This is a genomic window from Streptomyces colwelliae (assembly GCF_048158785.1).
Taxonomy (GTDB): domain Bacteria; phylum Actinomycetota; class Actinomycetes; order Streptomycetales; family Streptomycetaceae; genus Streptomyces.
In genome coordinates this window covers 1-2278 of record NZ_JBLTJC010000705.1, presented here as the reverse complement: position 1 = coordinate 2278, position 2278 = coordinate 1, and the positions used below count along the sequence as shown (strand labels likewise).

The window sequence follows — 2278 nt, the reverse complement described above, 5'->3', positions numbered from 1 at the left end:
TCGCGCCGCTGGCCGGTGACGGTCAGCGGCGCGACAGCGCGCTGGAACTCCAGGTCAAGTCGATGCTCGGCGACGATCTGCGGATCGAGCAGGATCTGAGCCGGTGGTTCCCGGTGTGGGGCGCCCCCGGGTTGTGACGGGCGCCCCGGTCTCCTACTTGCTCTTCTGACGGGCCTGCCGACGGGACTCCAGGGGGCGCTCGCGCTGGTAACGGCGCTCCCACTTGGCCTGCTTGTCACGGCGGTCGCGGTACGCGCGGTAGCTCGACGGGGTGCTTCCCGAGGAGGAACCGCCGCCCGACGAGGACGACGTGGACGATGAGGATGACGTGGACGACGTCGAGTCCCTGCCGTACTGCACGTAGAGGAAGAGCACGGCGACGGCGGCGAGCCACCAGACGTGGTTTCCGAATCCTAGGACGACCAGGACGACGGTCCCGGAAAGGACGATGGTGCCCATGACGGGCCTCCGTGGGCGTGGGTGTGGTGGTGTCCGAGCGGTATGAACACTGTCCCGACAGGGCGCTGGGGTGGGCGGCCGACCGCCGGTGGGTTGGGTGCGAACGAGACTAGCGCCGACTCCGCAGGGTGACGCCAGCCCTGCGTGAAACGATGGTGACCTGCTCCGCAATGCGTCTCCAGCGTAGGGAGTCGGTCACTCGGGGTGCATCTCTTTTTTCCGCGGGCGGTCGTACGGGCGGTCAGATGCCCGGTGCCGCCGTGATCACGCCCGCCGCGACGGCCGCGCCCAGGGCCGCGTGGTCGGCGGTCGTCTGGGTGGCGTAGGACAGGGCGAAGTCCGCCACGGCGCGTTCGAAGGTGTCGGTGCCGCCCAGGTACGCGGCGATGGCGACGCGGTCGCCGGAGCGGGCGTGGGCGCGGGCCAGGGCGGTGCCGCAGAGGCGGGCGTAGGCCGTGAGTGCCTCCGGGCGCATGCCGGCGACGTCCGCGGAGCCCTTCATGTCGCGGAGTTGGCGCCAGTAGAAGGCGCGGCCCTGCGGACCCGTCATCCAGCCGAGGAAGATGTCGCTGGCCGCCTGGAGGAGGCGCTGGCCCGCGACGACACGGTGACCGGGGTGGACGTACGGGCCGTTCGGCAGATGCTCCTCCAGTACGGACTTCCGCGCCTCCTTGATCTGGAGGAACAGCGGGTCGTCCTGGTCGCGGCCGGCGAGCAGCACGATGAAGCAGCGGGTGCCGACGCTGCCGACGCCGACGACCTTGCGGGCGGCGTCGACGAAGCGGTAGCGGTCCAGGAGCAGGCGGCGTTCCTCGGAGAGCGTGGAGCGGTAGTCGCTGAAGATCTTGCGCAGGGAGGCCATGTCGGCGGCGCCGGCCGGCTCCAGGAGGGGCGGGTCGTGGACGATACGGCGGCGGCCGTCGACGGTCTCGGTCAGCTTGCCCACGGCGTGCAGGCTGGTGCGGCGGCGGGCCCGGGTGAGGCTGGACTCCACCCGGCGGCGGTGCCGGGCCGAACGCACCAGCGGCAGCAGGCTGTCGGCGTCGATCCGCTCGTACCAGACGGCGAGTTCGCCCTTGCGGGCCAGACCGCGCAGGGCCGTACGGTACGCGGCGGTCGCCTCCAGCGCGGCTCGGTGGGCCTTGGTGTCGCTGTGGCCGTTCTCGAGGCCGGCGACGGCGACGCTCGCGGCGAGACGCTTGACGTCCCACTCGAACGGGCCCGGGAACGTCTCGTCGAAGTCGTTGAGGTCGAAGAGCAGGGCGCGTTCCGGGGAGGCGTACAGGCCGAAGTTGAGGAGGTGCGCGTCGCCGCAGAGCTGGACGGTGAGGCCGGTGTGCGGCCGGGACGAGAGGTCGGCGGCCATCACGGCGGCGGAGCCGCGCAGGAAGGCGAAGGGGGACGCGGCCATGCGGCCGTACCGGATCGGGAGGAGTTCCGGGAGTCTGTCCCGGCCCTGTCGTTCGAGTACGGCCACGGGGTCCGGGCGGTCCACGGCGGGGATCCAGCCGGCGTGGGCGGAGCGGGCGACGCGTTTGCGCGCGGCGCGGCCCCGCTCCGCTCGGTCGGCCGGTGTGGTCATGTGCCGTGTCTTTGCATGCCGCCGCCTCCTGATGTCCCGCCGCCTGTTGCTACGCAGTGAAACCGGGTGGGCGTGGGGGCTGCATTCCGGGGGCGGCGATCGGGTGAACGTCTACTGTCGGTCGAGAAGTGGACGTCTTCGCGCGGAGGCCGGAATGAGTCGCACCCCCCGTCACATCACCACCTCCGAGCGCCGTGCCCGCCTCGCCCTCCGCCACCGCCTCGCCCCGTCCACCCA

The 2278-nt window shown here is 71.9% G+C and carries 3 protein-coding genes; 1 reads left to right on the top strand and 2 read right to left on the bottom strand.

Translation table 11 applies throughout. The features are described from left to right. The coding region (gene pspAB, locus ACNFOC_RS53420; RefSeq protein ID WP_416966173.1) for a PspA-associated protein PspAB at nt 1-137 on the top strand (137 nt) is incomplete at its 5' end. A 16-nt stretch (nt 138-153) separates the two neighbouring features. Here the strand turns inward: pspAB and ACNFOC_RS53415 are convergent. Both ACNFOC_RS53415 and ACNFOC_RS53410 read right to left on the bottom strand, forming a co-directional pair. After that, a complete protein-coding gene (locus ACNFOC_RS53415; protein ID WP_416966172.1) occupies nt 154-459 on the bottom strand; it encodes a hypothetical protein in 306 nt (101 codons plus the stop codon). A gap of 241 nt (nt 460-700) precedes the next feature. Then, a complete protein-coding gene (locus tag ACNFOC_RS53410; RefSeq protein ID WP_416966171.1) occupies nt 701-2041 on the bottom strand; it encodes a DUF2252 domain-containing protein in 1341 nt (446 codons plus the stop codon). Nucleotides 2042-2278: the final 237 nt, after the last annotated feature.

Excerpts from the sequence above, each read along its gene's own strand:
- ACNFOC_RS53415 (WP_416966172.1), bottom strand. The coding sequence starts at position 459 with ATGGGCACCATCGTCCTTTCCGGGACCGTCGTCCTGGTCGTCCTAGGA.
- ACNFOC_RS53410 (WP_416966171.1), bottom strand. The coding sequence starts at position 2,041 with ATGACCACACCGGCCGACCGAGCGGAGCGGGGCCGCGCCGCGCGCAAA.